22 protein-coding genes and 1 pseudogene are annotated in these 25,956 nt (G+C 70.8%); 14 read left to right on the plus strand and 9 right to left on the minus strand.

The window, feature by feature from the left end; all coding sequences use genetic code 11:
• Positions 1-14: 14 nt before the first annotated feature.
• From ACFFJB_RS11195 to ACFFJB_RS11260, 14 genes and pseudogenes are all read left to right on the plus strand, one after another.
• Positions 15-233 carry a cysteine rich repeat-containing protein gene (locus ACFFJB_RS11195; RefSeq protein ID WP_376831444.1) on the plus strand — a complete coding sequence of 73 codons (219 nt, stop codon included), beginning with the start codon at positions 15-17 and terminating at the stop codon, positions 231-233.
• 375 nt (positions 234-608) lie between these two features.
• The gene (locus ACFFJB_RS11200) at positions 609-1,268 is read left to right on the plus strand and encodes a nitroreductase (protein ID WP_376831445.1); all 660 of its coding nucleotides are present in this window, start codon (positions 609-611) and stop codon (positions 1,266-1,268) included.
• Positions 1,269-2,238: 970 nt separating this feature from the next.
• On the plus strand, positions 2,239-2,814 hold the full coding sequence (locus ACFFJB_RS11205) for an iron transporter (protein ID WP_376831446.1): 576 nt from the start codon (positions 2,239-2,241) through the stop codon (positions 2,812-2,814).
• Positions 2,814-3,152, plus strand: a pseudogene (locus ACFFJB_RS11210) (cupredoxin domain-containing protein); the annotation flags it as partial. The gene ACFFJB_RS11205 and the pseudogene ACFFJB_RS11210, both read left to right, overlap by 1 nt.
• Before the next feature lie 183 nt (positions 3,153-3,335).
• Positions 3,336-4,196: an FTR1 family iron permease gene (locus tag ACFFJB_RS11215; protein WP_376831447.1), complete on the plus strand. Its 861-nt coding sequence runs from the start codon at positions 3,336-3,338 to the stop codon at positions 4,194-4,196.
• On the plus strand, positions 4,160-5,575 hold the full coding sequence (locus tag ACFFJB_RS11220; RefSeq protein ID WP_376831448.1) for a 4Fe-4S binding protein: 1,416 nt from the start codon (positions 4,160-4,162) through the stop codon (positions 5,573-5,575). The genes ACFFJB_RS11215 and ACFFJB_RS11220 overlap by 37 nt, the downstream gene beginning before the upstream one ends.
• A gap of 92 nt (positions 5,576-5,667) precedes the next feature.
• Entirely contained in the window at positions 5,668-5,943 is a 276-nt protein-coding gene (locus ACFFJB_RS11225; RefSeq protein WP_376831449.1) for a GNAT family N-acetyltransferase, read from the plus strand.
• 86 nt (positions 5,944-6,029) lie between these two features.
• Positions 6,030-6,536, plus strand: a complete 507-nt coding sequence (locus ACFFJB_RS11230) for a YciE/YciF ferroxidase family protein (RefSeq protein WP_376831450.1) — start codon at positions 6,030-6,032, stop codon at positions 6,534-6,536.
• 145 nt (positions 6,537-6,681) lie between these two features.
• Entirely contained in the window at positions 6,682-7,899 is a 1,218-nt protein-coding gene (locus tag ACFFJB_RS11235; protein ID WP_376831451.1) for an ABC transporter substrate-binding protein, read from the plus strand.
• Between the two features lie 221 nt (positions 7,900-8,120).
• Complete coding sequence (locus ACFFJB_RS11240) at positions 8,121-9,341, plus strand: ABC transporter substrate-binding protein (RefSeq protein ID WP_376831452.1); 1,221 nt, start codon at positions 8,121-8,123, stop codon at positions 9,339-9,341.
• A 246-nt stretch (positions 9,342-9,587) separates the two neighbouring features.
• On the plus strand, positions 9,588-10,820 hold the full coding sequence (locus ACFFJB_RS11245; protein WP_376831453.1) for an acetyl-CoA C-acetyltransferase: 1,233 nt from the start codon (positions 9,588-9,590) through the stop codon (positions 10,818-10,820).
• Between the two features lie 164 nt (positions 10,821-10,984).
• The gene (locus ACFFJB_RS11250; RefSeq protein ID WP_376831454.1) at positions 10,985-11,881 is read left to right on the plus strand and encodes an acyl-CoA thioesterase; all 897 of its coding nucleotides are present in this window, start codon (positions 10,985-10,987) and stop codon (positions 11,879-11,881) included.
• A gap of 50 nt (positions 11,882-11,931) precedes the next feature.
• On the plus strand, positions 11,932-12,525 hold the full coding sequence (locus ACFFJB_RS11255; RefSeq protein WP_376831455.1) for a DUF4337 family protein: 594 nt from the start codon (positions 11,932-11,934) through the stop codon (positions 12,523-12,525).
• Positions 12,526-12,906: 381 nt separating this feature from the next.
• Positions 12,907-13,680 carry a class II aldolase/adducin family protein gene (locus tag ACFFJB_RS11260; protein ID WP_376831456.1) on the plus strand — a complete coding sequence of 258 codons (774 nt, stop codon included), beginning with the start codon at positions 12,907-12,909 and terminating at the stop codon, positions 13,678-13,680.
• Between the two features lie 175 nt (positions 13,681-13,855).
• Here ACFFJB_RS11260 and serA read toward each other — a convergent pair whose 3' ends face one another.
• The 9 genes from serA to tolB form a co-directional block, all read right to left on the minus strand.
• Positions 13,856-15,454 carry a phosphoglycerate dehydrogenase gene (gene serA / locus ACFFJB_RS11265; RefSeq protein ID WP_376831457.1) on the minus strand — a complete coding sequence of 533 codons (1,599 nt, stop codon included), beginning with the start codon at positions 15,452-15,454 and terminating at the stop codon, positions 13,856-13,858.
• 138 nt (positions 15,455-15,592) lie between these two features.
• Positions 15,593-16,756, minus strand: a complete 1,164-nt coding sequence (locus ACFFJB_RS11270; protein ID WP_376831458.1) for a phosphoserine transaminase — start codon at positions 16,754-16,756, stop codon at positions 15,593-15,595.
• A gap of 138 nt (positions 16,757-16,894) precedes the next feature.
• Positions 16,895-17,731, minus strand: a complete 837-nt coding sequence (locus ACFFJB_RS11275) for an outer membrane protein (protein WP_376831459.1) — start codon at positions 17,729-17,731, stop codon at positions 16,895-16,897.
• A 331-nt stretch (positions 17,732-18,062) separates the two neighbouring features.
• The gene (glmM, locus tag ACFFJB_RS11280) at positions 18,063-19,406 is read right to left on the minus strand and encodes a phosphoglucosamine mutase (RefSeq protein WP_376831460.1); all 1,344 of its coding nucleotides are present in this window, start codon (positions 19,404-19,406) and stop codon (positions 18,063-18,065) included.
• Between the two features lie 386 nt (positions 19,407-19,792).
• A complete protein-coding gene (ftsH, locus tag ACFFJB_RS11285) occupies positions 19,793-21,712 on the minus strand; it encodes an ATP-dependent zinc metalloprotease FtsH (RefSeq protein WP_376831461.1) in 1,920 nt (639 codons plus the stop codon).
• 219 nt (positions 21,713-21,931) lie between these two features.
• Positions 21,932-22,996, minus strand: a complete 1,065-nt coding sequence (gene tilS, locus ACFFJB_RS11290; RefSeq protein ID WP_376831462.1) for a tRNA lysidine(34) synthetase TilS — start codon at positions 22,994-22,996, stop codon at positions 21,932-21,934.
• A 3-nt stretch (positions 22,997-22,999) separates the two neighbouring features.
• A complete protein-coding gene (gene ybgF, locus ACFFJB_RS11295; RefSeq protein ID WP_376832662.1) occupies positions 23,000-23,689 on the minus strand; it encodes a tol-pal system protein YbgF in 690 nt (229 codons plus the stop codon).
• Positions 23,690-23,802: 113 nt separating this feature from the next.
• A complete protein-coding gene (gene pal / locus ACFFJB_RS11300; RefSeq protein ID WP_376832664.1) occupies positions 23,803-24,297 on the minus strand; it encodes a peptidoglycan-associated lipoprotein Pal in 495 nt (164 codons plus the stop codon).
• A gap of 210 nt (positions 24,298-24,507) precedes the next feature.
• Positions 24,508-25,920, minus strand: a complete 1,413-nt coding sequence (gene tolB / locus ACFFJB_RS11305) for a Tol-Pal system beta propeller repeat protein TolB (protein ID WP_376831463.1) — start codon at positions 25,918-25,920, stop codon at positions 24,508-24,510.
• Positions 25,921-25,956: the final 36 nt, after the last annotated feature.

The raw sequence follows: 25,956 nt of genomic DNA on the forward strand, positions 1-25,956 counted from the left end.
AGGGAGGAAGACCCATGCCGAAGTTCGCCGCAGTCCTGTTCGCCGCCGCAATCACGCTGACGCCGGTCGCCGCCATGGCCGGGAACGACCTGGCGAAATACTGCAAGGCCGACATCCAGCGCCTGTGCCCCAATGTCGAGCCTGGCGGCGGCAAGATCATCAAATGTCTGAAGAGCAAGGCGAAGATGATGTCAGTGGGCTGCGCCCAGGCCCTGCAGAAAATGAAGGGCTGAGGCGCGCCGCCCGCCTGGCGCCGCGGCGGCCGCTGCCCGGCGCCCGGGGACGCGGGCGGCCTGCGGGGCGCGGCCGCCCGAAAGCCGTCGCCGCTTTCCGCGCCCTGGCCGGGGCGGCGAGCCGGTCCCGCCTGTTTCCCGGACCGCGCAGGACCGGCGGCGTTTCCGCCGCCGCCGGCACATGACGCTGATGCGCCGCCAAAGGATGCGCGCGGCCACGCGCGATGCTAAGGACTGCGCGGCGCGCCGCAGCCCGAACCTTCCGCCTCGCCTGGCGTGAGATCCCGGGCCGCGGCGCGCCTTCCGGAACGCTCCGCCGGGCGGCCGCCGGCGGGTCCGGGGGGATGAAACAGGTCAAGCCAGGGATCATTAACGATGCAGGTTTCTGAAGCGGTCAGGCGCCGCATGTCTGTCCGGGCCTTTCGCCCGGATCCGGTTCCAGCCGAGGTGGTGCGCGGTCTGCTGGAGGACGCCGCCCGCGCGCCCAGCGGCGGCAACGTCCAGCCCTGGAACGTGCGCGCCGTAACCGGCGCGCCGCTCGCCGACCTGTTGCGCATCGTGCGCGAGGAAGGGCCGGATCCGGAGCCCGGATACAGGATCTATCCGGACAACCTGTGGGAGCCCCACCGCACCCGCCGCTTCCAGATCGGCGAGCTGATGTACGGCGCCATGGGCATTCCGCGCGAGGACAAGGCGGCGCGCCTGGCGCATCTGGCCCGCAACGCCGAGCTGTTCGGCGCGCCGGTGGGCGTGTTCGTGTTCATTGACCGGCGCATGGGTCCGCCGCAGTGGTCGGACCTCGGCATGTACGTGCAGACGCTGATGCTGCTGGCCACCGAGCGCGGTCTCGACACCTGCGCCCAAGAATACTGGGCCATCTATTCGAAGAAGGTGGAGCGCTTCTTCAACATGCCGGAGGAGCTGATGCTGTTCTGCGGCGTGGCGCTCGGCCACCGCGACGAGACCGCGGCGGTGAACACGCTGCAGTCGCCGCGCGCCCCGTTCGAGGAGTGGGGCGCCCTCGTCGGTTTCTGATCCGGAACGCGGCGCCGGCCCGGCCAGGGCCGGCGCAGCCCGCGACCGCGCAGGACGCCGCGCCGACGCTGCGTAACGGCCGCGCCCTGCGGTTAAGGAACGATGACGCCGGCGGCCAGCGCGAGCGTTTGTGAACGTATTATGCGCAAAATCACTGCGCCTCTACTTGCGATTTCTTAAGGACGCCCCTGCCCTTCCGCTCCGGCGCCCGCGCTGACGCGCATTGCGCCCAGACGCATTACTGCGTACATCCGGCGTCGAAAAAAGCAAATGCGCTGACATTTTTTCACATTTTTATTTGCGCCGGACAATAAATCGATTATAAATCATGCTGAAGCTGCAAGCGCCGGACCAAAATCCCGGCGCGGCGCTGAACCCCCGGGGAGGGGCCCAGTGGATGCAGTCCGGCAATACGCACGGGCGCGCCACGCGGTCACGCAGATGACTATGTCTGCCGGAGCGATTGCGCCTGCATCGCCCCGGCTCCCCGCATGGAGGATGTCCGGCATGGGGATAGTCATTCAGGCCAGCGCCGCCGTCCTGATCATGATTTTTATCGTGACGGCGATCATCCTGCAGCGAATATCTGAGTAACCGTTCCAACGCGCAGGCGACGCAACCGTATTTCATTTCGCCTGGACGCCAGAAAGGCCGGCGCGCCTTCCCGGCCGGCCCTGCGGCCGCCGCACGCACGCTGGCGGACCGTGGGCCCGCGCATCGCCGGCGCACCCCTGGCCGCCCGCCCCCCCTCACGCATCCGCATCTGCAGAGGCCGCCGCCCGTCCGGCGCCGGCGCAGGGCCGGCGATGCCGCTGAGGAAGACATGACATTTTTTTTGAATATTTCAAAATTTACTCATGACGGACGCGTGAATTGACACGTCATATCCTGAAAATTATTTTGACCGTGCTGGCCGCACTGCAATTAATTTGTACTGTTTAATACAATTGCATATAACGAAGGCGCCGAAATGAACCTGTCGTCAGTCGCATCCTGTTTGCGCGCCCCTGTCGCCCGGCTGTCGCTCGCCGCGGCGGTCGCCCTCGCCGCCGTCTCCGCAGCGACCGCGCGGGAGACGCCCGTGGGCAAGCCCCAGATGCAGGCAGGGATGGAGATCGCGGCCGTCTATCTGCAGCCGGTCGAGATGGAGCCCGCCGGCATGATGCCCGCGCCGCATGACTCCGACATCCATCTCGAGGCCGACATCAGGGCCGCGCGCGACAACCCCAACGGCTTCGCCGAAGGCGACTGGATCCCCTATCTCGGCGTGCGCTTCGAGCTGGTCCGCCTCGGCTCGGACTGGAAGCGCACGGGCGCGCTCATGCCGACGGTCGCCAATGACGGGCCCCACTACGGCGACAACGTCCGTCTCGACGGTCCGGGGAAATACCGCCTGACCCTGTTCATCGATCCGCCCACCGCCAGCCCGGACGTCCATTTCGGCCGCCATGTCGATCCGGAAACCGGCGTTGGCCCGTGGTTCAGGCCGCTCACCGTCTCCTGGGAGTTCGCCTGGGCCGGCGCCGGCAAGAAAGGCGGCTACTGATGGCGGCGCGCGCCGTCATCGCGGCGCTGCTGGCGGCGGGGACGGCGCTGGCCGGCGCCACGCCCTGCCGGGCCGGCGACGAGCCGACCTTCCGCATCGAATTCCGCGACGGCGTCATCACCCCGGCGCGGCTCGAGACCCCGGCCAGAACCCGCTTTCGCCTCGAACTGGTCAACGCCGGCCGGGAGCCGGCGGAATTCGAGAGCCTGGCGCTGCGCAAGGAGAAAGTGATCGCCCCCGGGGTCGTCACGGTCATGGTGATCCGCACGCTGGAGGAAGGCTCCTACGCGTTCTTCGACGATTTCCATCCGTCCGCGCCGCCCGCCGTGCTGGTGGCGACGCCGGTGGCGCGCTTCTGCAGCGGGCCGGAGCACGCCGCGACGCCGCCCTGCGCCGGCGCCGGGAACGCGGCCCGGACGACAGGCGCCGTGGCGACAGGCGGCCAGGACGGAAACGTCCGGGCCGCCGGCGCGCCCGCCGCAACCCCGTAACGGGCCCCGCCCCTCGCTGACCGCCTCCGCATGACCTCATCGTCCCTCTCCATGTGCGCCGTGCTACCAGACCTCAACGTGGCGTTCGTCATGTGGCGCGAAAGCGTCGAGGCGCTGCTCGTGGTGGGCGTGCTCGGCGCGTGGCTCGCCGTGGCGCCGCCGCACGTGCGCCGCACCGGGCGCATCTGGCTCTGGGCCGGCGTCGCCGCGGGCGTCATCGCGGCCGTCGCGGCGGCGGCGACGCTGATCGCCGTCGGCGAATCGCTCGACGACGACGCCCGCGTCGCCTTCCAGACGCTCGTCATCCTCGCCGCCGCGGCGATGATCGTGCAGATGACGGTGTGGATGCGCCGGCACGGGCCGTCGCTGGCCAGCACGCTCAGCACGGCCCTCGACGCGGCGGCGCTGCGCGCGCGCTGGCGCGCCATCTTCATGCTGGCGTTCCTGGCCGTGCTGCGCGAGGGCTCGGAAGCGGCGCTGTTCCTTTACGGAACGATGACCGCCGCCCGCGATTCGGTCCTGCACGGGCTGGTGTCCGGCTACGCCGGGCTGGTCGCCGCCGTGCTCACCTGGGCGCTGCTGCGGGCCGCCGGACGGCTGGCGCCGTGGCGCGCGTTCTTCAGCGCCAGCGCCTGCGTGCTGCTGCTGCTGGCCGGCGGCCTCGTGGTGCAGGCCGTGGACAACCTGCTGTCGCTGGGCGTCATCCCCGATCTCTCCGGCCGGCTGTGGGACGCCTCCGCCCTGCTGCCGGACGCCGGCCCCGCCGGCGGCCTTATCGCCGCCCTCACCGGTTACCGCGCCCGGCCCGTACTGGCGGAGCTGCTGGCGCTGGCCGCATTCTGGACATGCGTGACATGGCTCCTGCACCGCGCGAAACGGCAGGCCCCGTAAACGGCGGCGGCCGCGCCGCCCGCGCGCTGGCCGCGGCGGGGCTGTGGCTGCGCGACCACCAGCGCTTCGTGCGCCGGCTGCAGTGGGCGATCATCGTGATCTACGCCGCGCTGCTGTTGGCGCCGCTGGTCACGCCGGCCCCCACGCGCAGCTCCCGCATCCTGGGCAACGCCACGCTGTTCGCCCAGTTCGCCTTCTGGGGCGTGTGGTGGCCGTTCGTGCTGGTCAGCGTGGCGCTGACGGGGCGGACGTGGTGCGGGCTGTTCTGCCCGGAAGGCGCCCTCGCCGAGATCGCCAGCGCCCGCAGCCGGGGCCGCGCCGTTCCGCGCTGGATCCGCTGGCCGGGCTGGCCGTTCGTCGCCTTCGCCGGCGTCACCATCTACGGGCAGATGACCAGCGTGTACCAGTATCCGCTGCCGGCTCTGGTTGTGCTGGGCGGCTCCACCCTCGCCGCCATCGTCACCGGCCTGCTCTATGGCCGCGACAAGCGGGTGTGGTGCCGCTACCTGTGTCCGGTCAACGGCGTGTTCGCCCTGCTGGCGCGGCTGGCGCCGGCGCGCTTCCGGGTGGACCGGGCGGCGTGGGACAGCGCGCCGAAACCGGACCCGCGGGCGCCGCGCCTCAACTGCGCGCCGCTCGTGCCGGTGCGCGCAATGGAGGGCGCCGCCATGTGCCACATGTGCGGCCGCTGCGCCGGCTTCCGCAACGCGGTGACGCTCGCCCCCCGCCCGCCGGAGCAGGAGATCGTCACCGGCGCCGGCGGCCGCGGCTCGTTCTGGGAGACGGCGCTCATCGTCTTCGGCCTGATGGGGATCGCCGCCGGCGCCTTCGCGTGGACCGTCTCGCCCTGGTACGTGGCGGCGCGGACCGCGACCATCGGCTGGCTGGTGGACCATGACCTCATGTGGCCGCTGCAGCCGCGCCTGCCGTGGTGGATCCTCACCAACTATCCGCAGGCCAGCGACGTCATGACTCCGGCCGACGGCGCCGTGATGGCCGCCTACATCCTGGCGACGGCTGCGGTCAGCGGGGGGATCATCCTCGCCTGCCTCGCCGCCGCGACGCGCGCGCTCGGGCAGTGGCGGGCGCAGCGGCTGCACCATCTGGCGCTGGGGCTGACGCCGCTGGCCGGCTGCGGCGTGTTTCTGGGGCTCTCCGCCATAACGCTCACGCAGCTGCACGTCGGCGCGCCGGCGTGGGTCGCGGTCACGCGCGCGACGCTGCTCGCCGCCGCCGCCGCCTGGAGCCTGCGCCTGCAGTGGCGGATCAGCGGCCAGTACGCGCGCGCCCTGCCGGCCCGGCTCGCCTGCCTCGCCGCCTGCGCCGGCGCGGCGGCCATGGGCGCATTGAACTGGATCGCGCTGTTCTGGCTGTGGTGACGGCGCCCCGCGGCCGGCGCCGCGCGGGAACCTGCGGCCGCGCGCGCCGGTTTCCCCTGTCGCATCAGCAGCGCCAGCGAGGGAGCAACGCCATGGCCGGGATCCGCGACAACCAGGACGCCGCCCGCTTTGAAATGGACACGGACTGGGGGCTGGCGACGCTGGCCTACCATCACACTCCGGAGGCCATCAGCCTCGATCACGCCGAGGTCCCCCCGGACGCCCGCGGCAGGGGCGTGGCCAGCGCCTTCGTGCGGGGCGTGCTGGACATGCTGCGCGCCGAAAACCGCCGGGTGATTCCCCGTTGCGGCTATGTCCGCCACATCATCCGCAGCCACCCCGGTTACGCGCAGCTGACGCGCTCCTGAGTCGCGCCGCCGCATTCTTCATGGAACGCAGCGGCCGCCGCCGCGTTAATCCCGCGGTTACAATTCCGGAAATTCAGGAGAGCCCCGTGAAAACCCTGTCCGACATCTTCGTCCATACCTTGCAGGACGTGTATTACGCCGAGAACGCCATTGCGAAGGCGCTGCCGAAAATGGCGAAGGCGGCCGGCAACGCCCATCTGCAGGAGGCGCTGAGCAGCCATCTGGCGGAGACGAAACAGCAGATCGCCCGGCTTGACGCGGTGTTCAGGTCGCTCGGCCAGAAGCCGAAGGCGGAGAAGTGCGACGCCATCGAGGGTCTCATCCGGGAAGGCGAAGGCATCATGGAGGAAGCCAGCGGCGCCGCCCTGGACGCCGGCCTGCTCGCCGCCGCCCAGGCCGTGGAGCACTACGAGATCGCCCGCTACGGCTCGCTGCGCGAATGGGCGCGCACCCTGGGCCATGACGAGGCGCACGCCCTGCTTTCCGAGATTCTCGATGAGGAGAAGGCCACCAACAGCAAGCTCACCGGGCTGGCGGTGATGGAGATCAACCAGGCGAAGGCCCGTAACGGCAGGGCGGCGGCGCGCGCCTGACGCGCCGCATGACGCGACGGCACCTGGCGCCTCCGGATCTGCATCTGGATCATGGGCGCATGCAGGAATGCGGGCGCCTCATCCCGCGGTTAAGTCCCAGGTTTGCGCGTCCGTCGCAGAACGGACCGCAAACGTGAGGAAACGCATGAACCGGAGGGAATTCGTGGCGGCGCTCGCCGCCACGGCCGCCGTGTCGCCGCTTGCGTCACGCGTCGCCGTGGCCCAGGGCGCCGGCAAGGCGTATGACCAGGGCGCGAGCGACACTGAGATCAGGCTCGGCCAGACCGTGCCCTACAGCGGGCCGGCGTCCTACGTCGGCATCGTCGGCCGCACCCAGGCGGCCTATTTCCGCATGGTGAACGAGCAGGGCGGCGTCAACGGCCGCAAGGTGACGCTGATCTCGCTCGACGACGCCTACAGCCCGGCCAAGACGGTGGAGGCGACGCGGCGGCTGGTGGAGGGCGAGGGCGTGCTCGCCATGTTCTCGTCCAACGGCACGGTCACCCAGGCGGCGGTGCAGAAATACCTGAACGCCAGGGGCGTGCCGCAGCTCATGGTGTGCTCCGGCTCGTCGCGCTTCAGCGACCCGAAGAACTTCCCGTGGTCGACGGGTTCCATGACGCTTTACGTCACCGAGGGCCAGATTCTTGGCCGCTGGCTGCTGAAGAACCGGCCCGGCGCGAAAGTGGCGGTGCTGGCGCAGAACGACGACCTTGGCCGCGAATACCTGCGCGGCCTGCGCGAGGGCCTCGGGGAGCGCGCCAGGGACATGATCGTCGCCGAACAGGGCTATGAAATCACCGAGCCGACGGTCGATTCGCAGATCGTCACCCTCGCCCGCTCGGGCGCCGACGTGTTCCTCAACATCAGCACCGGCAAGTTCGCCAGCCAGTCGATCCGCAAGGTGAAGGAGCTGAAATGGCCCGCGCTGCATTATCTGGCCAGCGCCTCGGCCACGCGCATCCTGCTGGAGGGCGCCGGGCTTGAGAACGCCAGGGGCCTGATGACGGTGCAGAGCCTCAAGCACGTGGCCAGCCCGAAGTGGCGGAACGATCCGGACGTGGTGACCTACCAGGCGTTCCGGGAGAAATATTCCCCGGACACGCCGGCGGACGACGACGTGGGCTTCTACGCCTACTCCACCGCCATGCTGATGAAGCAGGTGCTGGAGGCGTGCGGCGACAACCTCACCCGCGCCAACGTGCTGAAGCACGCCACCAACATCCGCGGCTGGCGCAATCCGCTGCTGCTGCCCGGCATCACCATGAACACCGCGCCGGACGATTACGCGCCGGTGACGAAGTTCTACATGGGCCAGTTCGACGGCCATGACTGGGAGCTGCAGGGCGACATGATCGGCTGAGGCCGCTGCGGGCGCGCCGCCGCGCGCGCCCGCCTTCCCCGCCTCGCGGCGCCTGCGGCCCCCGCCTGCGCCATTCCGCCCCCGCCGCGGCGCACGGGCAGGCGGCGACGGTCGTATCCATAGCATAACTTCTGTTACGTTTTTGCTGTTCCCGGCCCGCGTCTCACCATAACATGGGTTATCCGCCGTCAGAGCGGAGCCGTCATGAGGTGAGGAAACGCATGAATCGCAGGGAATTCCTGGCGGCGACGGCCGCCACGATCGCCGCGTCGCCCGTCGCCGCGCCGGCCCTTGCCCAGGGCGCCGGCAGGAAATATGACCAGGGCGCGTCTGACAGCGAGATCCGGCTGGGCCAGACCATGCCCTACAGCGGGCCGGCCTCCTATGTGGGCATCGTCGGCCGCACGCAGGCGGCCTATTTCCGCATGATCAACGAGCAGGGCGGAATCAACGGCCGCAAGGTGACGCTGATCTCGCTCGACGACGCCTACAACCCGGCCAAGACCGTGGAGGCCACCCGCCGCCTGGTGGAGGGCGACGGCGTGCTCGCCACCCTTTCGTCCAACGGCACGGTGACCCAGGCCGCCGTTCAGAAATACCTGAACGCCAGGGGCATTCCGCAGCTCATGGTCGGCTCGGGCTCCTCGCGCTTCAGCGATCCGGAGAACTTCCCCTGGTCGACCGGCGCGCTGACGCTTTACGTCACCGAGGGGCGGATCTTCGGCCGCTGGCTGCTGCAGAACCGGCCGGACGCGAAAGTGGGCGTGCTGGCCCAGAACGACGACCTCGGCCGCGACTTCCTGCGCGGCCTGCGGGAGGGTCTCGGCGACAGGGCCGGCCAGACCATCGTCTCCGAGCAGATGTACGACCTCACCGAGCCCACCGTGGACTCGCAGATCGTCACGCTCGCCCGCTCCGGGGCGGACGTATTCTTCAACGTCACCACCGGCAAGTTCGTCAGCCAGTCGATCCGCAAGGTGAAGGAGACCGGCTGGCCGGCGCTGCATTATCTGATGAGCGCCTCGGCCACGCGCATGCTGCTGGAGGGCGCCGGGCTCGGGAACGCGAAGGGCCTGATGACCGTGCAGAGCGTCAAGCACGTCGCCAGCCCGAAGTGGCGGAACGATCCGGAGGTGATGACCTACCAGGCGTTCCGGGCGAAATATTCCCCCGACACGCCGGCGGACGACGACGTGGGCTTCTACGCCTATTCCAGCGCCGTGATGATGAAGAACATCCTGGAGGCGTGCGGCGACGATCTCACCCGCGCCAACATCCTGAAGCACGCCACCAACCTGCGCGGCAGGACCAGCCCCATCCTGCTGCCGGGCATCACCCTCAACATCACGCCCGACGACTACGCTCCGGTGACCAAATTCTACATGGGCGTGTTCAACGGCGACGACTGGGAGCTGTCGGACCAGCTGATCGAGGCCAGCTGAACGGGCCGCGCCCGGGGCGGGGCGGGCGGCGGTCGCGCCGCCGCCCTTTCCGCGCCCGGGCGGCGACGTTCGCGGCGCCATTGTCAGCGGCTGCTGTTGGCGCGGACCATCCGCCATATTATACAGGGGCGCCGGCCCTGAGGTCCGGCTGGACTGGATTCAACAGGCCGCGCCGGCGGCCGTCTGGCTGCGGCGGCGTCACGATCGCGCGCCATGGTTCCGGCGCGCCGCAATGGAAGCGACAAGATGAGCACCAGAACTCCGGGGCTGCGCCGCGCCGCCATCGTCTCCCCCATCCGCACCGCTGTCGGCAAGTTCCTCGGCAGCCTCTCCGGCATTCCCGCCGGCGAGCTTGGCGCCATCGTCATCAGAGAGCTCGTCGAGCGCACGAAAATCGATCCCGAGCGTATCGACGACGTGGTCTTCGCCCAGGGCTACGCCAACGGCGAGGCGCCGTGCATCGCCCGATGGTCGCTGCTGGCCGCCGGCCTGCCGATCAGCGTGCCCGGCTACCAGCTTGACCGCCGCTGCGGCTCCGGCCTGCAGGCCATCGTCGACGCCGCCATGCTGATCCAGACCGGCGTGGCCGACGTGGTCGTCGCCGGCGGCGTCGAGAGCATGAGCAACGTCGAGTACTACACCACCGACATGCGCGCCGGCGCCCGCTCCGGCTCGGTCACCCTGCATGACCGCCTCACCCGCGGCCGCGTCATGAGCCAGCCGATCAGCCGCTTCGGCGTGATCAGCGGCATGATCGAGACCGCCGAAAACCTCGCCCGCGACTACAACATCTCGCGCGGGGCCTGCGACGCCTACGCCGCCCGCAGCCACCAGCGCGCCGCGAAGGCCTGGGCCGAGGGCAAGTTCGACGCCGAGCTGGTGAAGGTGGCCGTGCCGCAGAAGCGCGGCGAGCCGGTGATCTTCGCCAGGGACGAGGGCATCCGTCCCGACGCCACGCCGGAGAGCCTGGCGAAGCTGCCGGCCATCGAGAAGGGCGGCGTCACCACCGCCGGCAACGCCAGCCAGCAGAACGACGCCGCCGCCGCCTGCCTGATCGTCGCCGAGGACAGGCTGGAGGAGCTGGGCCTGGAGCCGATGGGCTGGTTCGTGGGCTGGGCCGCGGCCGGCTGCGATCCCTCCCGCATGGGCATCGGCCCGGTGCCGGCGGTGGAGCGCCTGTTCGCCCGCCTCGGCATGGGCTGGAACGACATCGACCTGGTGGAGCTGAACGAGGCCTTCGCCGCCCAGGTGCTGGCCGTGCTCAAGGGCTGGGGCTGGTCGGACGACGACAGCCGCCACGACATCCTCAACGTCAACGGCTCGGGCATCTCGCTGGGCCACCCGATCGGGGCCACCGGCGGCCGCATCCTCGCCAACCTGATGTATGAGCTGAAGCGCCGCGGCGGCCGCTATGGTCTGGAGACCATGTGCATCGGCGGCGGCCAGGGCATCGCCGCCATCTTCGAGCGCGCCGCCTGAGGCGCGCCGGCCCCGCGAGGATGAACTGACGGTCAGGACGCCGCCCTGCAGGCGGCGTCCTTTTTGCGTGGCGGGCGGGCGCCCGGAGGGGCCCTGCGCCGGCGACGGCGCGCCGCGAATGACGAACGAACGCCAAGAACAACAGTACGCCTGGGGAAAGTCCAATGCCGGCCAGCTGGATCAGCGGCGCCCGTAGCGGCGTCAATGCGTGGGAGTGCGACGAAAACAACCACCTGAACGTGCGCTTCTACATGACGCGCCTGTCGCAAACCATGGGCTTCGTCGCCGGGGCGCTGGAGGTGGGCGAAGGGCGCATGCTGAAGCCCCTCACCCATCATATCCGCTACCGTCACGAGCTGCGCGCCGGCGACATGGCTGAATTCCGCACCCGCGTCGCCGAAATCCGCGACGACAGCGTGGTGCTGCATCACGAGCTGCACTGCGCCGGCCGCGTCGCCACCAGCTTCATCAGCATCGACCGCCAGGTGGACCGCGCCACCGGCGCGCCGGTTCCCTGGAGCGCGCGCCAGCGCGAGCTGATGGCGCGGTACGCCGGAACGATTCCGGAGAGCGACATGCCGCGCAGCGTCGATTTCGAGGAGCGGCGGAAGCCCATGACCCTGCAGGAGGCGCGCGACCGCGGCCTCGTGGAGATCTATCGCGGCATGGTGCAGCCGTGGGAATGCGACGTGAGCGGCCGCATGGCCGTGGAGCAGGTGATGGGCCGCTTCTCGGACGGCGTCGGCAACCTGTTCGCCCACATGGAGCTGGACGTGCCCGGCCTGCTGGCCAGCGGCCGCGGCAGCGTGGTGGTGGAGAACCGCCTCACCTACGGCGACATGCCGCCGCCGGGGACGCTGGTCGTGGCGCACAGCCAGGTGGCCGGCTTCCTTGGCAAGATGATGCGCTTCGCCCACGGCATGTTCGACATGCGGACCGGCGCGCGCATCGGCGCCTCGGAGGTGATCGTCGCCATTCTCGACCACGCCACCCGGCGCGCCGTCGCCCTCAGCGACGCCGAGCGGGCGCGGGTGGAGAAATATCTCACCCCGCTGGACTGAGCCGGCCCCTCAGGGGCCCGTCATGATCCGCCGCCGCGAGGAAGCCGGCCGTGCCGCGACTGTCAGACGCCACAACCGAAGAATTTCGCGCCGACGCCGAGGCGCTGGAGCACCTGGGCGCAGCGGGCCATGGCCCCCACCTGCTGGATGATCCGGCGGTCACGCGGGTGTCGGCCACCATCGCCATCCTTGCGGTGGCCGGCGTGATTCTCGGCACGCTGGAGTCCATGGCGACCTCCGCCGCCTCGGACGCGGGCTCCGCGGCGCTGATGGCCCAGACGCGGGCGGCGGACGCCTGGTCGGCGCTGGACGCCCGCATCGTGCGCCAGGCGCTGGCGCAGGTCCACCCCGGGGCGGCCGGCGCCGTCGCGCCGGAGGCCGGCGGACGCGGCGGCGGCCGCGACGACGAGGCCCTCGCCCGCTACGCCCGCGCGCAGGAACAGCTGTCGCTGGAGAAGCTGCGGGAAGCGGAGCGCCATGGCGCCCGCCACCATGTGCTGGCCTGGGCGGTGACCATGGTGCAGGTGGCCATCGCCATCGCCACCCTGTCCATCATCGCGCGGCCGCGCCGCTGGCCGTGGCTCGCCGGCATCGGCCTTGGCGTCGCCGGCGCCCTCACCGGCGCCGCCGGCCTGATGCTGTAAGGCCGCCGGCGGGGCCGGAACCTTTCCGCCGCCGCCGTGTTTGTAGTTGGGGAGCGCTGGCGGCCCCCACAGGCCCGCCAGCCTGCGGCGTATCCCCCACCCCGCCGCAGGCGGTCCGGCGCGTCCCTCCGGCGCCGTCCAGGCCAGAAGCCCCCCACGCCTGGCCTGGACGGCCCGCAATCCTTTTTTCCCGACGTCCTCCCCGGCCGCTCCGGCCGCCAGCGGGCGCGCAAGCAGGCGCGCGGGCCCGGGCGCCGCCAGACGCATTGCCGGCCTGGCCCGGCGCAGGCACACTGGCGCCAGCGCGCCCACGCGGCGCGGATAAACGTCCACGAGGAAACGCCGCCCCGCGCCCGGCGCGTCGCGGCAGGGAGGAGCGCCATGAGCAAGGCCAGCAACGTCGTCAGCCTCGACGCCATGAGCGAGGCGGAGCGCCAGGTCCGCATCGATCTCGCCGCCGCCTACCGTCTCGTCGCCCTGTTCGGCTGGGACGACATGATCTTCACCCATCTGTCGGCGCGGGTTCCGGGGCCGGAGAAGCACTTCCTCATCAACCCCTACGGCTGGTTCTTCGACGAGATCACCGCCTCCAGCCTCGTGAAGATCGACCTCGACGGCAACCCGGTGGGCGAGACGCCCTACAAGGTCAATCCAGCCGGCTTCACCATCCATTCCGCCATCCATGAGGTGCGGGAGGACGCCCACTGCGTCATGCACCTGCACACGGTGGACGGCACGGCGGTGGCCTCCACCGCGCACGGCCTGCTGCCGCTCAACCAGACGGCGCAGCTGATCTCCAGCGACCTCGCCTATCACGACTATGAGGGCGTGGCGCTGGATCTGGACGAGCGCCCGCGCCTGCAGCGCGACCTCGGCGACAGGAACCTGATGCTGCTGCGCAACCACGGCACGCTCACCGTGGGCCGCACCGTGGCCCAGGCGTTCATGCGCATGTATTACCTGGAGCGCGCCTGCTCCATGCAGGTGCGCACCCTCGCCATGGGCGGCGAGATTTACCCGACCGAAGACGACGTGATCGCCAGGAACGCCGAGATCGGCTCCTCGGACTCCGGCCTGATGAAGGTGGCGGACCGTCTGGCCTGGCCGGCGCTGCTGCGCAAGCTGGACCGGGTCAATCCGGGCTACCGCGACTGACGCCGCGCGGACGCGCCGCCCGCCGGCCGCGGCCTGGCTCCCGCGGCCAGCCGCGGCGGCGCGCGGAAGCCTGCGCCGGCGGCGCCCTCGTCCCGAAAGAAAGGCCGGACCACCGGTCCGGCCTTTCCTCCATGACGCACGCGCAATGACGCATGCGCAGCGGCGCGCGCCCGCCTCAGGCGAAGCGCAGCGGCTTGACCTGCTTCACGCCCGGGATGGCCTTCACCGCCTCGATCACCGGCTGCGGCGCTTCGCCGTCCACCTCGACCAGGGCGATGGCCGAACCGCCTGGGGCGTCGCGGCCCAGGGCGAAGGTGGCGATGTTGACGCCCGCCTCGCCGAGAATGCTGGCGAAACGGCCGATGAAGCCCGGCTTGTCCTCATTGGAGACATAGAGCATCGACGGGGCCAGCTCGGCGTCCACCTTGATGCCCTTGATGGCGACGATGCGCGGACGCCCGCCGGCGAACACCGTGCCGGAGACCGAGCGGGTCTGCCCCTCGGTGGTCACCGTCAGGGTGATCAGCGCGTCATACTCGCCCTCGGCCTCGCGGATGGTCTCCTCGATGACGATGCCGCGCTCGCGGGCCACGGAAGGCGCGGACACCACGTTCACGTCCTGCAGCATGGGCCGCAGCAGGCCCGCGATGGCGGAGGCAGTGAGCGCCTTCACCTTCAGGCCGGCCACCGAACCTTCATAGGTGACGTGCACGCTCTTGAGGCCGGTTTCGGTAAGCTGGCCGGCGAAGGAGCCGAGCTTGTCCGCCAGCTCGATGAACGGCTTGAGCTTCGGCGCCTCTTCGGCGGTGATCGACGGGAAGTTGACGGCGTTCTGGATGGCGCCGCGCAGCAGGTAGTCGGACATCTGCTCGGCCACCTGCAGGGCCACGTTCTCCTGCGCCTCGGTGGTGGCGGCGCCCAGGTGCGGCGTGCACACAACGTTGGGATGGCCGAACAGCACGTTCTGCGTCGCCGGCTCCTCGGAGAACACGTCGAAGGCGGCGCCGGCCACATGGCCGCTGTCCAGGGCGGCGCGCAGGGCCGCCTCATCCACGAGGCCGCCGCGGGCGCAGTTGATGATGCGCACGCCCTTCTTGGTCCTGGCGAGATTCTCGGCCGAGAGGATGTTGCGGGTCTTCTCGGTCAGCGGCGTATGCAGGGTGATGAAGTCGGCGCGGGCCAGCAGCTCGTCCAGCTCCACCTTCTCGACGCCCAGATCCAGGGCCCGCTCCGGCGACAGGAACGGGTCATAGGCGATCACCTTCATGCGCAGGCCGACGCCGCGCTCGGCGACAATGCCGCCGATGTTGCCGCAGCCGATCACGCCCAGGGTCTTGCCGGTGATCTCCACGCCCATGAAGCGGTTTTTCTCCCACTTGCCGGCCTGGGTGGAGGCGTCGGCGGCGGGAATCTGGCGGGCGAGCGCGAACATCAGGGCGATGGCGTGCTCCGCCGTGGTGATGGAGTTGCCGAACGGCGTGTTCATCACGATGACGCCGCGTGCGCTGGCGGCGGGGATGTCCACGTTGTCGACGCCGATGCCGGCCCGGCCGATCACCTTCAGGTTCCTGGCGTTCTCCAGGATCTTCGCGGTGACTTTGGTGGCGGAGCGGATGGCGAGGCCGTCATAGTCGCCGATGATGGCGGCGAGCCTGTCCCTGTCCTTGCCCAGCTCGGGCTGGAAATCGACCTCGACGCCGCGATCCCTGAAGATCTGCACGGCGGCGGGCGAAAGCGCGTCGGAAATGAGAACGCGGGGCGCTCTGGCGGTCATCAGGTCACCTTCCGGAAAGTTGCGTCGCGCCGGTCCGGGCGAAGCCGCAGGCCGCCGGCGCGCATAACCGTGTCGCGAGACAGCTTGGGGCCGGACCCGCGGCGCGGGGCCGGCCGGACGGTCGTCAGGCTGCCCAGGTCAGCCCAGCTTCGCCTTCTCTTCCGCGAAGGCCCAGTCGAGCCACTGGGTGAGGGCGGCGATGTCGCTGGTCTCCACCGTGGCGCCGCACCAGATGCGCAGGCCGGCCGGAGCGTCGCGATAGGAGCCGATGTCATAGGCCACGCCCTCGGCCTCCAGGCGCGCCACAATGCCTTTGGCCACGGCGGCGCCGGCCTCCGGGCCCTTCGCCAGCACCTGGGGGTCCGAGATCACCAGGCAGACGCTGGTGTTGGAGCGGGTCTCCGGCTTCACCGCGAGGTTGGAGATCCAGTCGCGGCTGTCGACCCAGTCGTTGAGGGTCTTCGCGTTGGCGTCGGCGCGGGCGACCAGCGCCTTGAGGCCGCCGATCGACTTAGCCCACTGCAGGGCGTCGATATAGTCCTCGACGCAAAGCATGGACGGGGTGTTGATGGTTTCGCCCCTGAACACGCCTTCCGACAGCTTGCCCCTGGAGGTGAGGCGGAAGATCTTGGGCAGCGGCCACGGCGGCGTGTAGGTCTCCAGGCGCTCCACGGCGCGGGGCGAGAGGATGATCACCCCGTGCGCGCCCTCGCCGCCCAGCGCCTTCTGCCAGGAGAAGGTCACCACGTCGAGCTTCGCGAAATCCAGCGGCTGGGCGAAGGCGGCCGAGGTGGCGTCGCAGATGGTCAGGCCCTTGCGGCCGGCCGGGATCCAGCCGGCGTCCGGCACGCGCACGCCGGAGGTGGTGCCGTTCCAGGTGAACACCACGTCATGTTCGGCGGCGTTGACCTGGGAGAGATCCGGCAGCTCGCCGTAGGGCGCGCGGATCACGCGCGCGTCGGCCAGCTTCAGCTGCCTGACGACGTCCGTCACCCAGCCCTCGCCGAAGCTCTCCCACGCCAGCATGTCCACCGGGCGGGCGCCGAGCAGCGACCACAGCGCCATTTCCACCGCGCCCGTGTCGGAAGCGGGCACGATGCCGATGCGGTAGTCGGCGGGAACCTCCAGCACCTCACGGGTGAGGTCGATGGCCAGCTTGAGCTTTTCCTTGCCGATCCTGGCGCGGTGGGAGCGGCCGAGCGGCGCGCCGGCGAGCCCCTCGAAGCTCCAGCCGGGACGCTTGGCGCAGGGGCCGGACGAAAACTCCGGCCTCGCGGGCCGGACAGCGGGTGCGGTCGTCATGTCATTCCATCCTTGCAGATGGGCGCTTCCCGTTGGGGGGAAGTGTCCCGCGGCAGGACCTACGCCTGACGGACCGCTTGCGCAAGTGTTTTGGCGCGCGGCGCGCGCGGGAGGCAGCCATGCGCAGGCCGCAACCCGTCAGGGGCCGCCAAGCTCCCAGCGCAGGCCAAGGGCGAGAGCGTGCGCCTGCAGCCTCCTGAACCGCGCCGGCGTGGCGGCGGCGCACTCCCCAGCCGCGAGGTCGCAGGCGAGGCGGCCGGCGGCGGCGGAGCCGAGACTGAGGTAGCGGTAGCTGGCGTCGAGGAACGCGCCCGGCGCCAGCTCATACGCCACGCCGGCGTGCAGGGCCAGGGCCGGCCGCGCCCGGACGCCGCGGCGCAGCGCCACGATCTGCGTCGCCGGCGCGAACGGCTCCGGCGTCGCCGCGCGGCTCACGTCGCCGAGCCGGCTCCAGGCCACGCCCGCGCCCACGCCCACATAGGGCGTGAGGCCCCGCCAGGTGAGGATATCCCAGTAAACGCTGGCGACGGCCGCTGACGCGCGGCTGCGCGCCCGCCACCCGCCAAAGGCGCCGCCGTCAGCCGGAAAGTCCGCGCCCACGCCCACGCCGCGCACGCCGACGCCTGACAGCGCCACGCCGGAGAGCTCCACGCGCAGCGACGGGCCGACGCGGTAGCCGACGCCGGCGCTGGCCGCCCAGCCTGCTCCGATGCGGCTGCGGGCGATGGCGACGTCAGGCGTCTGCGCGCCGCCGTCGAAGAACCACGCCGGAGGAACCGCCCTGCCCGCATTGCGCTGGCCAAGGCCGGTCCCGAGATCGCCGCGCAGGTAGACGCCCCCCGGCTCCCACAGCGGCCGGTCCGGCTCCAGCGACGGCAGCGACGGCAGCCGCGTGTCGGCGACGGCGGCGGAGACGGTCAGCGTGGCGACGGCGAAAACGGCGGAACGGAAAAAAACAGCGTGACGGAAGCTCATGACGGGGTCCATCTGCGCCGCTGCGGATGAATCGCGGCGCCGGGCCCAGTCTCCCGGAGAGCCGTTAACAGCTGATTAACCTTGACAGACATGCTTAACGCGGGGTGACCCGCACAGCGGCGGCGCGGCGTGGCGTGCGCGCCGGCGAACAGGCGGCGGCTGGCCGGCGCGGCGGCGGGCGGACCCCCCATCCGGCGCCCGGCGAAAAGCCCGCGCCGGCGTGAGGCCTGCCAACGGGGCCGGCGCGCATGCCCCGCCCCGGCGGGGAAAAGCCCGCGCCGGAACAGCGCGGGCCTGCAGGCGACGGGGCGCGGCTGCAGAAACTGGCGGCTCAGGCCGCCACCTTCTCCAGCTCCTCCAGCACGTCGTCGACGATGCGGTTGACCACCTCAAGGTCATCGCCCTCGCCCATGACGCGGATCACCGGCTCGGTGCCGGAGGGCCGCACCACCAGGCGGCCGTTGGCGCCGAGACGGGCGCGGGCGGCCTCGACGATGCTCTCCACCTGCTCGGACGGCAGCTGCGCGCCGCGCTTGTAGCGCAGGTTCTTCAGCACCTGCGGGAACGGCTCGAACGCCCGGCACACCTCGCTGACCGGCCGGCCCGCCTTCTGCACCACGGCGAGGATCTGCAGGGCCGAGAGCAGGCCGTCGCCGGTGGTGGCGTAGTCGGAGAGGATGATGTGGCCGGACTGCTCGCCGCCGACGTTGTAGCCGTGGCGGCGCATGTGCTCGAGCACGTAGCGGTCGCCCACGGCGGTGCGCTCGAGGCCGAGGCCGATGCCCTGGAGATATTTCTCAAGGCCAAGGTTGGACATGATGGTGGCCACGATGGCCGGGCGGCTGAGCAGCTCCGCCTCCTTCCAGTTGCGGCCGATCACCGCCATCAGCTGGTCGCCGTCCACCATCTGGCCCTTCTCGTCGATGATGATGACGCGGTCGGCGTCGCCGTCGAGCGCGATGCCAATGTCGGCGCGCACCTCATGCACCTTGCGGATCAGCGCCTCCGGCGAGGTGGAGCCGACGTCGCGGTTGATGTTGGCGCCGTTGGGCTCGACGCCAAGGGCGATCACCTCCGCGCCAAGCTCCCACAGCGCCTCGGGGGCGACGCGGTAACCGGCGCCGTTGGCGCAGTCCACCACCACGCGCATGCCCTCCAGATCGACGTCGCGCGGCAGGGTGCGTTTGGCGAACTCCACATAGCGGGCGTGCACGCTGTCGATGCGTCTGGCGCGGCCAAGGTCGGCGGCGGGCGCCAGACGCTGGGAGAGGTCGCTGTCGATCAGCGCCTCGATCTGCCGCTCGACGTCGTCGGAGAGCTTGTAGCCGTCCGGGCCGAACAGCTTGATGCCGTTGTCCTCATACGGATTGTGCGAGGCGGAGATCATCACGCCGAGGTCGCAGCGCATCGAACGGGTGAGCATGGCCACCGCGGGCGTGGGCATGGGGCCGAGCAGCAGCACGTCCATGCCCACCGAGGTGAAGCCGGCCACCATGGCCGTCTCGATCATGTATCCGGAGAGGCGGGTGTCCTTGCCGATGATCACCCGGTTGCGGTGGTCGCCGCGCCGGAACACGAGGCCGGCGGCCTGCCCCACCTTCATCGCCAGCTCCGGCGTGATCACGGCGTTCGCCCGGCCGCGGATGCCGTCAGTGCCAAAATAGCTTCTCGTCATGTGTCCCTGTGTCCCGGGGCGGTCGCCGGCCGCGCCCCCTGCCGGGGGCGGCCGCCGCCAGACGCGCCTAGCCGGCTGGCGCCCGCCAGGGCCAGAGGCTCCGGAGCGCCCGCGCCATCCGCGCCGCCAGCGGCAAATCACCGGCCGCGCCTGTGCGAATTGTCTTGTCGTCCGGCGCGCGCGCCGTCAAGCAACGCGCGGGGATCATACGTTCACCAATAGTAACATTCTGTTACTGGCCGTCCGCCGCCGCAGCGGCGGCGCGGTTTTACGTCCGCGCGCGGGCGTATGCTGCGAGGAAAGCGCGCCATGCGCCGGAAAACATCAGGGGCGCGACGGAGAGACCATCGCGCCCCTGAAGGGATCGCCTGACAGGCGAGACGTTCTCAGGCCTGGGGCTGGGGCTCCACGCCGGCCCCCGGCTCGCGCGGCGTGTGGCGGCCGGCGGTGGGCACCAGGCCCGTGCGCGCCGGCGGCGGCGCCCCGCCCACGTCGCGCACCGGCGGCTTGCCGTTGAGCAGGTCGCGGATTTCGTCGCCGGTCAGCGTCTCGTATTCGAGCAGGCCGCGGGCCAGGGTCTCGAGGTCATCGCGCTTCTCGGTGAGAATGCGGCGGGCGTTGGAGATGCCCTCCTCCACGAGGCGGCGGATCTCGGAGTCGATCTTCTGCGCCGTGGCCTCGGAGAGCACCTGCTGCTTGCCCATGGAGTAGCCGAGGAACACCTCGCCGCCCTCGTCGCCATACATCACCGGGCCGAGCTCGTCGGAGAAGCCCCACTGGGTGACCATGGCGCGGGCCAGCTTGGTGGCCTGCTGGATGTCCGAGGCGGCGCCGGAGGTGACCTTGGCGGGGCCGAACACCAGCTCCTCCGCCACGCGGCCTCCCATCATGATAGCCAGACGCGAGGTCATCTGCTCGTAGCTCATGGAAAGCTTGTCGCGCTCGGGCAGCTGCATGACCATGCCCAGCGCCCGGCCGCGCGGAATGATGGTGGCCTTGTGCACCGGGTCCGTGGCCGGAACGTTGAGGGCGACGATGGCGTGGCCGGCCTCGTGATAGGCGGTGAGCCGCTTTTCGTCCTCCGTCATCACCAGGGTGCGGCGCTCGGCGCCCATCATCACCTTGTCCTTGGCGTCCTCGAACTCCTGCATGGTGACGATGCGCTTGCCGCGGCGGGCGGCGAGCAGGGCGGCCTCGTTCACCAGATTCATGAGGTCGGCGCCGGAGAAGCCGGGAGTGCCGCGCGCCAGCACGCGCAGGTCCACGTCCGGCGCCAGCGGCACCTTGCGCACGTGCACCCGCAGGATGCGCTCGCGGCCGACCACGTCCGGATTGGGCACCACGATCTGGCGGTCGAAGCGGCCGGGACGCAGCAGCGCCGGGTCGAGCACGTCCGGACGGTTGGTGGCGGCGATGATGATCACGCCCTCATTGGCCTCGAAGCCGTCCATTTCGACGAGCAGCTGGTTCAGCGTCTGCTCGCGCTCGTCATTGCCGCCGCCGAGGCCGGCGCCGCGATGGCGGCCGACGGCGTCGATCTCGTCAATGAAGATGATGCAGGGCGAGTTCTTCTTGGCCTGCTCGAACATGTCGCGCACGCGGCTCGCGCCCACGCCCACGAACATTTCGACGAAGTCCGAGCCGGAAATGGTGAAGAACGGCACGTTGGCCTCGCCGGCCACGGCGCGGGCGATCAGCGTCTTGCCGGTGCCGGGCGGGCCGACCAGCAGCACGCCGCGCGGGATGCGGCCGCCAAGGCGCTGGAACTTCTGCGGATCGCGCAGGAACTCGACGATTTCCTGGAGGTCGTCCTTGGCCTCGTCCACGCCTGCCACGTCCTCGAAGGTGACGCGCCCGTGCGCCTCCGTGAGCAGCTTGGCCTTGGACTTGCCGAAGCCCATGGCGCGCCCCGCGCCGCTCTGCATCTGCCGCGACAGGAAAATCCATGCGCCGATGAACACCAGAATCGGCAGCCAGTTGATCAGCAGGGCGATGAACCAGGGCGTGTCCGACTGCGGCGGCCGCGCCGAAATCTGCACGTTCTTCTGCTGCAGCTTCGAGACGAGGCCCGGATCAAACGGGGCGTAGGTCTTGAAGGTGCGCCCGTCCGTATAGGTCCCGGTGATCTCCTGGCCCGAGATCATCACGCTGCTGACGCGGCCGTTGTCGGCGTCCTGCAGCAGCTGCGAATAGGGAATGTCGGTGGATCCGCTGCGCTGGCCAGGGCTCTGGAACAGCGACACAAGCGCCAGCACCAGCAGGAAGATGATGACCCAGAGGGCGAAATTCCGGAAATTGGGGTTCATCGCGTTGTATTGATCCTGGTCCAGCAGCCTGTCGGACGCCAGGCGGATTGCAGCGGATTACCTTTATTTAGGCGCGACGCCGGACGTTGCCAAGGTCGCAGCCTGGCCCGGCGCGGCGCGGTTCGCGCCGGCGTACCTTACTGGTGACTGGCAAAGGCGCCGCCTTTGCGGCGCCGGCGCATTTTTTCCGTGAAAAGGTCTCTTTTCCGCTGACGGGCCTCAGCAGGCGCCGGCGCGCCCGGCCCCGCGACGCCGGGGCGGCTCCGGCGCCGCCCGGCACAGGCCGCGCCGGTCCAGCCGCAGCGCGAGGCCGGCGAGGGTCAGCGCCGCCGGCCGGCCGGCGCGGGCCGCGGCGGCGAGACGCAACGCCGCACGCTCCAGCCGCTCCAGCCGCAGGCGCCCTTCCCCCGCCGCCTGCGTCGCCAGCCGCGCGAGCGCGCGGATCACGATCTCGTCCGCGTGGCCGGCCAGCGCCTTCATGTCGATCTCGAAGCCGCCGGAAAAAATGCGCGGCGCCAGCGCGGACAGGACGGCGCCAGTCATGGCCTCCAGGGCGTCGTCGGCGCGGGCGGCGCGGGCGCCGAGGCGCAACAGCCGCTCGCGGCCCAGCCCGAGCCGCTCCAGCTCCGCGGCCAGCAGCCGCAGCCGCCCGCGCGCCTTCGCCGGATCACGGTTGCCGGGATCCTCCGCAAAGGCGACGCCGCGGGCGCGGCAGACGGCGACGAGGCGCGCCTTGGGCGTCGACAGCAGCGGCCGCACGATCACGACGCCCTCGCGCCGGCTTTCGGCGCGCATGCCGGCGAGGCCCGCCAGCCCCGAGCCGGCGCACAGGCGCATCAGGATGGTTTCCGACTGATCGTCGGCGTGGTGGGCGGTGGCCAGATGGCTGGCCCCGATGGCGCGGGCGTGATCCAGCAGCAGCCGGTAACGGGCCGCGCGCGCCGCCTCGCCGAGGCCAGCCGCGGGCTTTTCGCCCTCCCAGACCAGAATCGCCGCAGGCACGCCCAGGGCGGCGGCGGCGGCGGCGGCCATGCGCGCCTCACTGGCGGCCTCGGGGCGCAGGCGGTGGTCCACCGTCGCCACGGCCAGCTCCGGCCGCGGCTCGCCGCGCGCCAGTCCGTCGGCGCGCCAGGCGGCGGCAAGGTGAAGGAGGGCGAGGGAATCGGGGCCGCCGGAAACAGCCAGCAGCACGCGCGCCGCGCCGGCGAGACCGGCGAACAGCGCGCCGGCCTCGGCGGCCGACACCGGCGTCGCCCCGTCAGCCTCTGGCGCGGCGCCGGTCACGGATCAGCACTTGCTGCGACGCCGCTCGCGCTCGACCGCCGCGCGCACCTCCGCCGAGGCGTTGGGATATTTGCGCAGCACTTCGGCGAGGGTGGCGCAGGCTTCGGGCTTCGCGTCCAGCCGGGCCAGCGACATGCCCAGCTTGAGCAGGGCGTCGGGACCGCGGGCCGCCTTCGGATAGTCGGTGGTGATCTTCAGGAACTGCTCGGCGGCCTCGCTGTAACGCTGGCGCTGGTAGTAGCTCTCGCCCAGCCAGTAGATGGCCTCGGCGGCGCGCCGGTCCTTCGGACTGGCGTTCAGGAACTGGCGCAGCGACATCTCGGCGCCGGCGTAGTCGCCCTGCTGGATCTGGCTGCGGCCGCGCTCGAAGCCGTCGCCGGCGCTGGCGGCCGGGGCCTGCGCCGGGTCAGCGCCGCGCGGGGCTGCGGCGGCGGCCTGGGGCGGCGCGCCGCCCCCGCGCCCTTCCTGCAGGCGGAAATCCACGTCCTGCTGGAACTTGCGCAGCTGCTCGGCCAGCCGCCGGTTCTCGAACTGGAGCTGTTCGACCTTGCCGGAGAGGCTGCGCACCTGCTCCTCCAGCTGGGTGACGCGGACAACGAGGTCGGCGGCGTCCTGGGCGCGCGCCGGCGCGACGGTGGCCATGGCCATGACGGCCACGGCCCAGGCGCGCGCAAATCGGATGTCCGGCTTCATGATGTGCATGACGGCGCAATCCTTCAGGCGTCGGCGACGGCGTTCCCTGCGTCCGGGCCGCCGGCGCGGCGGGCCCGGCCTGCCTCCGGGAGCGTCTCCCGGAGGCGCCTGGATCAGGACGAGGCGCCGTCCAGCACGATGACGGCGCGACGGTTCTGCGACCAGCAGGAGATGTCGTTGCACACCGCCACCGGACGCTCCTTGCCGTAAGAGATGGTGCGCATGCGCGACGCCGCGACGCCGCGCGAGGCCAGATAGTCGCGCACCGCCTGGGCGCGGCGGGCGCCCAGCGAATAGTTGTATTCGCGCGTGCCGCGCTCGTCAGCGTGGCCCTCGACCACGAAGGTGTAGCGCGGATAGCGCGACAGCCAGGCGGCCTGGCGGTCGAGGGTGGCGGTCGCCTGCGGCGTGAGCGCGCTGCTGTCCACCTCAAAGAACACGCGGTCGCCGACGTTGACGACGAAATCCTGGGGACTGCCGGGCGTCGCCGCGCCGGCCATGCCGTAGCCTGCGCCGGCGCCGCCGGCGCCGCCCGCCATGTCCTGGTTGTTCCTGGCGCAGGCGCCGAGCGACAGCGCCGCCGCCAACGCCGCCACCATGACGATCATCCGTCCCGGCCGGGCCGTGGCGCCCGCCGTCGCCATGTTGCGCAAATCTGCCAGCGACATCCCTTTTCCTTCCATGCAGCCTTGGCTCCGGGCTCCTGTTGTGGCCTGACAGGCCGCGCGGCGCCGGACCGCGGCGTCCGCACAGAGAGCCGTATGCGTCGTAAAATTACCGTTAAGCGCCTGCCGTTACGGGCAAAAGCGCCATCTGCGTCAGCGCATCTCCGAGAGCACCTGCGACCAGGCGGGATCTGAGGCGAAGCCGGCGGTGCGGATCGGCGCCTCCACCCGGCCGGTGATGTCGGTGAGATAGAGCTTGCCGCCCGCCTCGCCGCCTGGATCACGGAAGAACATCAGGAACTGGCCGTTCGGCGCCCAGGTGGGGCCCTCGTTATGGAAGCCTTCGGTGAGAATGCGCTCGCCGGAGCCGTCCGGCCGCATCACGCCGATGCCGAAGGCGCCGCCCTTCTGGCGGGTGAAAGCGATGAGATCGCCGCGCGGCGACCACACCGGCTGGCTGTAGCGCCCCTCGCCGAAGGAAATGCGCTGCGCCTCGCCGCCCTGGGCCGGCATCACGTAGATCTGCTGCGCGCCGCCGCGGTCGCTCTCGAAGGCGATGCGCGAACCGTCCGGAGAGAACGAGGGCGAGGTGTCGATGGCGTTGGCGCTGGTCAGCCGCGTGGTGGTGCGCGACGCCAAGTTTATCAGATAGATGTTGGCGTTGCCGCCCTGCTGCAGGCTGAACACGATGCTCTGCCCGTCCGGCGAAAAACGCGGGCTGGAGGTCATGTCCGGGAAATTGCCGACGGTCTGGCGCTGGCCGGTGTCGATGTTGAGCACCTGCACGCGCGGCTGCGCGCCGCGGGCCTGGGACATGTAGGTGAGATCGGCGCTCACTGGCGAGAAGCGCGGCGTCACCACGCTCTCCTCACCGCGGGTGAGATAGCGCATGTTGGCGCCGTCGGTGTCCATGATGGCGAGGCGCTTGCGGCGCTGGTCGCGCGGGCCGCTCTCGTCCACATAGACGATGCGCGCGTCGAACATGCCCTTGAGGCCGGTAAGACGCGACAGGATCGAGTCGGCGATGATATGGCCGATGCGCCGCCAGTTGTTGGCGTCTGTGACGAACTGCTGGCCGGTGAGCTGCTGGCCTGCGCCCACGTCCCACAGCCGGTACGCCGTGCGCAGCCGGTCGCCCTCACGGGCGACGCGGCCGGTGGCCAGCGCCTGGGCGTTGACGGCCTGCCAGGCGGCGAAGTCGGGAACCGCGTCGAAATTGACCGGGCCGGGCGGGAAGGCCGCGCGGTCAATCGGGGCGAAATAGCCGCAGCGCCGCAGGTCGGCCGCCACCACGCCGGCGATGCGCGCGCCAAGGTCGGGATCGCCGGTGAAATCGGCGATGGCGATGGGCAGCGGCTGGAAACTGGCCCTGTCGAGCGTGATGGAGATCTCGGCCCGCGCCGGCGCCGAGAAAGTGGTGACCGCGCTGACCGCAGCCAGGCCGCCCGCCGCGGCGCCGGCCTGCAACAGCAGGCGCCGCACGGGATCGACGCCGGCGACGCCCAATGGCGCAGACCCCGCGGTCCCGGGCGAAGCCAGACGACGCCACAGATATTCAAGGCCCATTTTGTTCCCGGCGTTCACTGATTGGCTCATGAGGAA

Source organism: Camelimonas abortus, assembly GCF_042432745.1.
GTDB classification, from domain to species: Bacteria; Pseudomonadota; Alphaproteobacteria; order Rhizobiales; family Beijerinckiaceae; genus Camelimonas; species Camelimonas abortus.

Excerpts from the sequence above, each read along its gene's own strand:
- ACFFJB_RS11205 (WP_376831446.1), top strand. The coding sequence starts at position 2,239 with ATGAACCTGTCGTCAGTCGCATCCTGTTTGCGCGCCCCTGTCGCCCGG.
- ACFFJB_RS11195 (WP_376831444.1), top strand. The coding sequence starts at position 15 with ATGCCGAAGTTCGCCGCAGTCCTGTTCGCCGCCGCAATCACGCTGACG.
- ACFFJB_RS11225 (WP_376831449.1), top strand. The coding sequence starts at position 5,668 with ATGGCCGGGATCCGCGACAACCAGGACGCCGCCCGCTTTGAAATGGAC.
- ACFFJB_RS11240 (WP_376831452.1), top strand. The coding sequence starts at position 8,121 with ATGAATCGCAGGGAATTCCTGGCGGCGACGGCCGCCACGATCGCCGCG.
- tolB (WP_376831463.1), bottom strand. The coding sequence starts at position 25,920 with ATGGGCCTTGAATATCTGTGGCGTCGTCTGGCTTCGCCCGGGACCGCG.
- ACFFJB_RS11245 (WP_376831453.1), top strand. The coding sequence starts at position 9,588 with ATGAGCACCAGAACTCCGGGGCTGCGCCGCGCCGCCATCGTCTCCCCC.
- ACFFJB_RS11220 (WP_376831448.1), top strand. The coding sequence starts at position 4,160 with ATGGCTCCTGCACCGCGCGAAACGGCAGGCCCCGTAAACGGCGGCGGC.
- serA (WP_376831457.1), bottom strand. The coding sequence starts at position 15,454 with ATGACCGCCAGAGCGCCCCGCGTTCTCATTTCCGACGCGCTTTCGCCC.
- ACFFJB_RS11275 (WP_376831459.1), bottom strand. The coding sequence starts at position 17,731 with ATGAGCTTCCGTCACGCTGTTTTTTTCCGTTCCGCCGTTTTCGCCGTC.
- ftsH (WP_376831461.1), bottom strand. The coding sequence starts at position 21,712 with ATGAACCCCAATTTCCGGAATTTCGCCCTCTGGGTCATCATCTTCCTG.
- ACFFJB_RS11200 (WP_376831445.1), top strand. The coding sequence starts at position 609 with ATGCAGGTTTCTGAAGCGGTCAGGCGCCGCATGTCTGTCCGGGCCTTT.
- glmM (WP_376831460.1), bottom strand. The coding sequence starts at position 19,406 with ATGACGAGAAGCTATTTTGGCACTGACGGCATCCGCGGCCGGGCGAAC.
- ACFFJB_RS11260 (WP_376831456.1), top strand. The coding sequence starts at position 12,907 with ATGAGCAAGGCCAGCAACGTCGTCAGCCTCGACGCCATGAGCGAGGCG.
- pal (WP_376832664.1), bottom strand. The coding sequence starts at position 24,297 with ATGATCGTCATGGTGGCGGCGTTGGCGGCGGCGCTGTCGCTCGGCGCC.
- ACFFJB_RS11215 (WP_376831447.1), top strand. The coding sequence starts at position 3,336 with ATGACCTCATCGTCCCTCTCCATGTGCGCCGTGCTACCAGACCTCAAC.
- ACFFJB_RS11270 (WP_376831458.1), bottom strand. The coding sequence starts at position 16,756 with ATGACGACCGCACCCGCTGTCCGGCCCGCGAGGCCGGAGTTTTCGTCC.
- ACFFJB_RS11250 (WP_376831454.1), top strand. The coding sequence starts at position 10,985 with ATGCCGGCCAGCTGGATCAGCGGCGCCCGTAGCGGCGTCAATGCGTGG.
- ybgF (WP_376832662.1), bottom strand. The coding sequence starts at position 23,689 with ATGAAGCCGGACATCCGATTTGCGCGCGCCTGGGCCGTGGCCGTCATG.
- ACFFJB_RS11235 (WP_376831451.1), top strand. The coding sequence starts at position 6,682 with ATGAACCGGAGGGAATTCGTGGCGGCGCTCGCCGCCACGGCCGCCGTG.